This window comes from Streptomyces sp. NPDC016640 (genome assembly GCF_043076215.1).
Classification (GTDB): Bacteria; Actinomycetota; Actinomycetes; order Streptomycetales; family Streptomycetaceae; genus Streptomyces.
The window spans coordinates 669,922-676,727 of the sequence record NZ_JBIBRG010000002.1 but is presented as its reverse complement, the minus strand read 5'-3'; the positions used below and the strand labels follow the sequence as shown (position 1 = coordinate 676,727).

General features: G+C 75.2%; 8 protein-coding genes and 1 tRNA gene. 7 read left to right on the top strand and 2 right to left on the bottom strand.

What is annotated here, in order from left to right; all coding sequences use genetic code 11:
- Nucleotides 1-251 precede the first annotated feature (251 nt).
- Nucleotides 252-854: a DedA family protein gene (locus ACF07S_RS06610; protein ID WP_391973578.1), complete on the top strand. Its 603-nt coding sequence runs from the start codon at nt 252-254 to the stop codon at nt 852-854.
- A gap of 21 nt (nt 855-875) precedes the next feature.
- Here ACF07S_RS06610 and ACF07S_RS06605 read toward each other — a convergent pair whose 3' ends face one another.
- Nucleotides 876-1,109, bottom strand: a complete 234-nt coding sequence (locus ACF07S_RS06605) for a DUF2277 domain-containing protein (protein ID WP_391961936.1) — start codon at nt 1,107-1,109, stop codon at nt 876-878.
- A 106-nt stretch (nt 1,110-1,215) separates the two neighbouring features.
- Here ACF07S_RS06605 and ACF07S_RS06600 point away from each other — a divergent pair, with 106 nt between their 5' ends.
- Both ACF07S_RS06600 and ACF07S_RS06595 read left to right on the top strand, forming a co-directional pair.
- Nucleotides 1,216-2,115, top strand: coding sequence for a ketopantoate reductase family protein (locus tag ACF07S_RS06600; RefSeq protein WP_391961937.1), 900 nt, complete (start codon nt 1,216-1,218; stop codon nt 2,113-2,115).
- A gap of 121 nt (nt 2,116-2,236) precedes the next feature.
- Nucleotides 2,237-2,590, top strand: coding sequence for a hypothetical protein (locus tag ACF07S_RS06595; protein WP_391973577.1), 354 nt, complete (start codon nt 2,237-2,239; stop codon nt 2,588-2,590).
- Between the two features lie 106 nt (nt 2,591-2,696).
- Here ACF07S_RS06595 and ACF07S_RS06590 read toward each other — a convergent pair.
- A tRNA-Val gene (locus ACF07S_RS06590) sits at nt 2,697-2,768 on the bottom strand.
- Between the two features lie 219 nt (nt 2,769-2,987).
- Here ACF07S_RS06590 and ACF07S_RS06585 point away from each other — a divergent pair.
- The 4 genes from ACF07S_RS06585 (at nt 2,988) to ACF07S_RS06570 (ending at nt 6,429) form a co-directional block, all read left to right on the top strand.
- Nucleotides 2,988-3,794, top strand: a complete 807-nt coding sequence (locus tag ACF07S_RS06585) for a DUF4097 family beta strand repeat-containing protein (protein ID WP_391973576.1) — start codon at nt 2,988-2,990, stop codon at nt 3,792-3,794.
- 74 nt (nt 3,795-3,868) lie between these two features.
- On the top strand, nt 3,869-5,290 hold the full coding sequence (locus ACF07S_RS06580) for a hypothetical protein (protein ID WP_391973575.1): 1,422 nt from the start codon (nt 3,869-3,871) through the stop codon (nt 5,288-5,290).
- Between the two features lie 32 nt (nt 5,291-5,322).
- A complete protein-coding gene (locus ACF07S_RS06575) occupies nt 5,323-5,547 on the top strand; it encodes a zinc ribbon domain-containing protein (protein WP_391961941.1) in 225 nt (74 codons plus the stop codon).
- 114 nt (nt 5,548-5,661) lie between these two features.
- A complete protein-coding gene (locus tag ACF07S_RS06570) occupies nt 5,662-6,429 on the top strand; it encodes a DedA family protein (protein ID WP_391973574.1) in 768 nt (255 codons plus the stop codon).
- The last annotated feature ends 377 nt before the right edge of the window (nt 6,430-6,806 follow it).

The following is a 6,806-nucleotide window of genomic DNA, read 5'->3' as shown; positions in this document are numbered from 1 at the left end:
GCCGGGGGCGGGGGGGGGGGGGTGGGGGGGGGGGGGGGGCCACCGGGGGGGGGGGGGGGGGCGGGGGGGCGGGGGGGGGGGCGCGGGCCCGGGGGGCACGACGGCGAACACCCGGCGACGAACACACGAACCCCCCGTGACGCTCCCGTCACACTTCAGGCGTACGCTGTATGGCTGTCACCGGCCACTCCTGCCGTTCCCCCGCGCCATCGCGGCACGGTCTGGCCCATGGGGGATCACGGGGAGTTCGGGTGGAGAGTGTGGGGTGGCTTGTCGGCAGCCCGTGGATCTACGCGGTGGTGGCCCTCTCGGTCCTGCTCGACGTGTTCCTCCCGGTCCTGCCCAGCGGAGTGCTGGTGATCACGGCGGCCACGGCGGCCGCCGCCGGCACGGCGACCGGCGTGCCCGACATCCTGGTGCTCACGCTCTGCGCCGCCACCGCCTCCGTCCTGGGCGACCTGGTGGCCTACCGCCTCGCCTGGCGCGGCGGCGCCCGCCTGGACCGGGCGCTCGCCCATTCCCGGCGGCTGAGGAGCGGGCAGGAACGTCTCGGCGCGGCGCTGGTCCGGGGCGGCGGCGCCCTGGTCGTACTGGCCCGTTTCGCACCGGCCGGCCGCTCGGTGGTCTCCCTCGGCGCCGGCGCCGCCCACCGCCGCGCCCGCGACTTCCTCCCCTGGTCCGCCGTGGCCGGGCTGTCCTGGGCCGCGTACAGCGTGGCCCTCGGCTACTTCGGCGCCCACTGGCTGGGCGCGACCTGGCTGGCGACGGCGGTGTCGGTGGGCGCGCTGTTCGCTGCGGGAGCGGGCGCGGGCTTCCTGATGCGGCGGCGACCGCGGGCCTCGGGGGCCTCGTAAGGCCCCGGGCCCTCCCGGTCCCTATCCCGCGGCCCGGCGGGGGACCGCGCCCCGCACCTCCAGACCGTCCAGCAGTTCGGCGGTGGCGTCGGCGATCGCGTCCACGGCCCGGTCGAAGACCTCCCGGTTGTGGGCGGCGGGCGCCCGGAAGCCGGACACCTTCCTCACGTACTGCAGGGCGGCGGCCCGGATGTCCTCCTCCGTGGCCTCCTCGGGCAGCACGGGCGGACGCAGGGTCTTGATACTCCGGCACATGCCCCCAGTGTGACGCGCGGGGTGCGTGACGACCACGGAACCGGCGGCTGCGATGATCCCGGCAGGCGGCCACCGTCCAGTGGCCGGCCCAGGAGAGGGAGTCATCATGGCGAACGATCTCACCGTGGCCGTCCTCGGTCCCGGCGGCGTGGGCGGACTGCTCGCCGCGCTGCTGTCCCGCGCCGGCCACCGGGTGATCTGCCTGGCGGGCGACGAGACGGTGAGGACGCTGCGCGAGAGGGGCGTCCGGGTCCGCAGCGGGCGGTTCGGCGACTTCACGGCCCGCGTCGAGGCCGACACCGAACTGCGGGAGCCCGTCGACGCCTGCCTGATCGCCGTGAAGCACACCGCTCTCGACGCCTCCCTGGCCCGCGTCCCCGCGGCGGCCGCGGGTGACGGCCTCGTCGTCCCGTTCCTGAACGGCGTCGAGCACCCGGCCGCGCTGCGGGCCCGCTTCCGGCCCGACCGGGTGGCCCCCGCCATGATCCGCGTCGAGTCGACCCGCGTCGCGCCGGGTGTCGTCGAGCACGGCAGCCCGTTCGCGGAGATCGACCTCACCGGTGATCCCGTGCCCAGGGCCCGCCTGGACGCCCTGGCCGCCGCGTTCGAGGCGGCCGGCCCGTCGGCCGGGGTCCTGGACGACGAGACGGCGGCGCTGTGGGCCAAGCTGTCGTTCCTGGCCCCGATGGCCCTGCTGACCACGCGGTACGGCGTTCCCCTGGGGGTCGTGCGCACCACCCACCGCGAGGAGCTGACGGCCCTGGTGACGGAGACGGCGGCGATCAGCCGCGCGTGCGGCGGTCCCGGGGACCCGGCACGGGCGCTCGCCCGCTACGACACCTTCCCGCCGCGGATGAAGTCGTCGATGCAGCGCGACGCGGAGGCCGGCCGCCCCCTGGAACTGGACGCCATCGGCGGCGCGTTGCTGCGTGCCGCCGGGCGCCACGGCGTACCGGCTCCCGTAACGGCGGGCGTGGTCCGGGAGTTGGCCGGCACGACCGCGTGACGGACTCCGCTCGCCCGTCCCCGACGGCACTGCGGCGCGGACGGGCGAGGACGCACGACACCCGGTGGCCGGACGCCCGAGCGACTCGCCACCCAAAATCGAACAGGCGTATCATTGTGCTGTGTCTGCGACCTATGATTTTCCGAGTGACCTCCTCGCCGGTCAGGAGGAACTGCATCAGGTCCGGGCCGAGCTGTCGGCCCTGCTGAAGCGGCTCCCCTGGTCGGTCGTACCCCTCGACGGCTTCAGCGACGAGGGCGGCTGGCGCAAGATCGAGCGTCCTGCCTCGCCCGGCTGGTCGGACGAGGAGCAGGCCGAGGTCGAGAAGCTGCGACGGCGCGAGCACGAGCTCGCGGTGTTCGTCAGCACCCACCGCTACTGGGCCGAACTCACCGGCTCCGACCGGATGCGCGCCCGCTCCCGGCTGAAGCACGTCCACCAGGAGGTGCCGAGCGGCACGGGGCAGCCCGCGTAGGGCGACGGCGGGCCCGCGCGGGGCGACGGGGGCGGGGCGAGGCAGGGCAGGGCAGGGACAACGACGAGGGCCCCCGGAGAATCACTCCGGGGGCCCTGGGCCGCGGTGGGCGCGGACGGTTTCGAACCGCCGACATCCTGCTTGTAAGGCAGGCGCTCTACCCCTGAGCTACGCACCCGGGACCCGGGTCGTGCGCCCCAGGTCGAGTCGACAGCCTACATGGCCCGGCCCGCGGTCCGGCAAACGCGTACCGGGGGTTGTCCCCACCCCGGATCCGGTGGCCGCCCGGATCCCCCGCCGAGCCCCCGGTCCGTACGGTCGAGGAGCGCTCGGACACCACCGGCGAGCGCCGGCGTCCGTCCCAGAGCGCCACCGTCCGTCCCAGGGGGAGACCGTCATGGCCCGCACCACCCGTACCGCCCGCATCATCGGCTCCGCACGTACGGTGCGGACGCACGCCCTCGTCCTGGCCGGGGCCGGCGTGGTGCTCGTCGCCGGACTGACCGCCTGCGGGGCGTCGGCCGCCGCCGACGACGACCCCGACCGCCGCGCCTTCGACCTGCCCGGCACCACCCTCACCATCGACTCCGACGACTCCTCCCTCGAGATCGTGGCCGCGCGGGGGAATCCCCCGGGCAGGATCGAGGTCACCCGGTGGTTCCAGGGCACGGTCGCCATCGGCGAGGACCCCGAGGTCACCTGGTCCATGGACGGCGACCGGCTGGTGCTGCGGGAGAAGTGCTCCGGTGTCGTCGCCGACTGCTCCACCAAGCACCGCATCGAGGTGCCCCGCGGGGTCGCCGTCGAGGTCGAGGAGAAGGACGGCAGCGTGCGGGCCCGGGGGTTCCGCGACGCGCTGAGCATCCGCACGACGGATGGCTCGGTGCATGTCACGGACACCACCGGCCCCCTGGAGCTGCGCACCGGGGACGGGTCCGTGCGCGCGGAGGTCTCCTCCCGCACGGTGCGCACCCACACCGGCGACGGCTCGGTCCGCCTCGAACTCGGCGCCGTACCCGACCTGGTGGACTCCCGCAGCGGCGACGGTTCCCTGACCATCGAGCTGCCCCGGGCCTCCTACCGGGTGGACACCGGGACCGGGGACGGCGCCGAGGACGTGTCCGTGCCCCGCGACGACTCCAGCCCCCACGTGGTGACCGCCCGCACCGGCGACGGCAAACTCACCGTCCGCACGGCGAACTGACCGACCCGTGTGTTCGTCCTTCACCGGTGGGAGAATGGCACCGGGCAGGGCGAACGACAGTACGGGAGAGGGATGTGACGGCGACACCAGCGCAGCCGAGCTCGCCGTCGGAGCCGCGCACGCGTCGTGCCGTGCCTCCCCTCCTCCCGCGGCCGCGCCCGCGCCGGACTCCCGGCCCGCTGCGCGGCGCGCTCACCCTCATGGGGCTGCCGCTGGTCGCGGCACTGGTGCTGCCCACCGCGTTCGCCGGTGGCGGCACCCGGCGCTGGTTCGGCGGGCGGGCGGAGAACCAGCGGGCCGAGGCCCAGGCCGCCAAGGACGCCGCCGCGGCCGCGTTCTACGAGCTCGACACCGCCCAGCGCGACCTGCGGATCTCCGTCGAGACGATCGCCGCCGTCGACGACTCCCCCGCCGCCCGCCGCGCCGTCGCCGACTTCGAGGCGCTGGGCCGGCGGATCGACGAGGCCAGCCACCGGTACATCGACGCCGTCGACGCCCATGACCTCGACCGCGACGACCTGGAGGCCTCGGCCGCCTCCCGGGCCCGCGCCGACCTGACCGGGGCCGAGGACGAGCTCGGGCGGGTCAAGCAGGAGCTGGACCGGTTCACCGACGGGCTGGGCCCCCTCCTCGACAAGGCCGAGACCCGGCTGGCCCGGCTCGCACCCGCCGTGGAGCGTGCCCGGCAGGCGCTGCTCGCCGCCTCGAACGCCCTCGACACCGCACGCGGCACCGGGCTGGGGGCCGACGACCTCGCCGCCCGGCTCGCCGCGCTCTCCCCGGAACTGACCAAACTGAACCAGGGTGCCGGGCAGCACGGCGTGCCCCAGACCCTGGAACGGGCCGAGCGGGTCACACGCGAGGCCGAGACGATCCGCGTCGAAGCCGAACGGCTGCCGGAACGGGCCGCCGAGATCGACCACCGCCTGGTCTCCCTGCGCACCCGCGCCCAGGCCCTCACCACCCGCTCCGAACAGGTCGAACCGGTGCTGAGCGAACTGCGCCGCCGCTTCACCGCCGCCTGCTGGCAGGACCTGCAGGGCGTCCCCGGCGTGGCCGCGGAGAACCTGGGCCGGGCGGAGGCCAGGCTGGCCGAGGCCGGGGCCGCCCGCGACGAGCAGCGCTGGGCGGACGCCACCGCGCTGCTGTCGACCGCGCGGGCGCTGCTGAACACCACCGACGAGGCCGTGTCGGCCGCCGGTGACCGGCTGCGGCGGCTGAACGCGGTGCAGAAGGACCCCGAGCAGGAGATCGAACGCACCCGCTTCGCCATCCGCGACGCCCAGCGTCTGGCCATGGCCGGCCGCAACACCCCCGACCCGCGCCATGCGCGCCCCCTGGACGACGCCGTGGCCCGTCTCGGACGGGCCGTCGCCGGCCTGGAGGGCCGCCACCCCGACTACTGGCACTTTCTGACGGAGACGGAGCAGATACGGGCGGCGGTGAGCCGTGTGGTGGCCGGCATCCGGGAGGAACGGGGCGCCGCCGCCCACTGACCGACGCCCACCGTGCCGGTTAACCTGTGCCCATGCCTCGTTACGAGTACCGCTGCCGGACCTGCGGCGGCACCTTCGAACTGAACCGTCCGATGGCGGAGTCCTCCGCCCCCGCGTCCTGCCCGGCGGGTCACGACGACACGGTGAAGCTCCTGTCCACGGTCGCGGTGGCCGGCACCGCCTCCGCTCCGGCCCCGGCTCCCCGCGGCGGCGGTGGCGGTGGCGGCGGCTGCTGCGGTGGGGGCTGCTGCGGCTGACGCCCGCTCACGGCGCCCGCCGCGCGGCACCGCGATCGGCGTTGCCGCAGGCCGCGGCGCACCGTGCGGATTTCCTCAGCTTTCCTTCAGGTCCGGTTCTCTAGCGTGGTCGGCATGACAGCCATCGCAGCGCACCTGATCACGGCGGCCGCGGACGGGAGCGCGGGACCGCAGTGGGTCCACGACCTCATGGACGCCATGGGCGCCCCCGGCGCCGGCCTCGCCATCGCGCTGGAGAACCTCTTCCCTCCCCTGCCCAGCGAGGTGATCCTGCCGATGGCGGGGTTCGCCGCGAGCAGTGGGCGGATGGGCCTGCTCGCCGTGCTGCTGTGGACCACGGCGGGCTCGGTGATCGGCGCTCTCGCGCTGTACGGGGTGGGCGCGCTGCTCGGCAGGGACCGGACGGTGGCGATAGCGGAGCGGCTGCCGCTGGTGAAGGTCGCGGACATCGAGCGGACGGAGGCGTGGTTCCAGCGGCACGGGCCGAAGGCGGTGTTCTTCGGCCGGATGATCCCGGTCTTCCGCAGTCTCATCTCCGTGCCGGCCGGTGTGGAGCGGATGCGGCTGCCGCTGTTCCTCGGGCTGACCACGCTGGGCAGCGCGATCTGGAACACCGTGTTCGTACTCGCGGGCTATGCGCTGGGGGACAACTGGCAGCAGGTGACGACCGTCGTCTCGGCGTACTCGAAGGTGGTCCTCGGCATGGCCGCCCTGACGGTGCTGGTGTTCGTCGTCCTGCGTCTCCTGCGCTCGGGGGGCGGCCGCCGGAGGCGGGCCGGACGGGCGGACACGGACCACGCACACCCGCCGGCCCCCGCGGACACGCGGAACCCCCTCGACCGGGGCGACCACGCCGCCGGCCGGGCGGGGCGCCTCCCCTAGCTCGACTCCGTCGGGGATCTCGGTGTCGTCCGCGATGTCCACATCGGTGATCACGTCGACGCCGTCAGGATCACGGGTCTCGGTGAGATATGCGACGAACCCCTTCCAGCGGGTGACATGTCCGCGGCGCGCGTAGCGGGCCGTCGGGTCGCAGGGCGGGACGACCGCGGCGGCCGAGGGCGGCAGCCCACCTTCCTCGGCGGTGCGCCAACGCAGGCGGCCGGCCCCGTCGCGGTAGTGGTTCTGCACCACGATCCGCCGCAGGGCCCGGACCCGAGGACCGGACAGGCGACCCGCCCCGTGCTCCCCGACGTGCTCCGGCAGCCGGACGGCGTCGCCGCCTGCGGCGAGGACCCTGGTCTTGGGGCGGGCGGGGT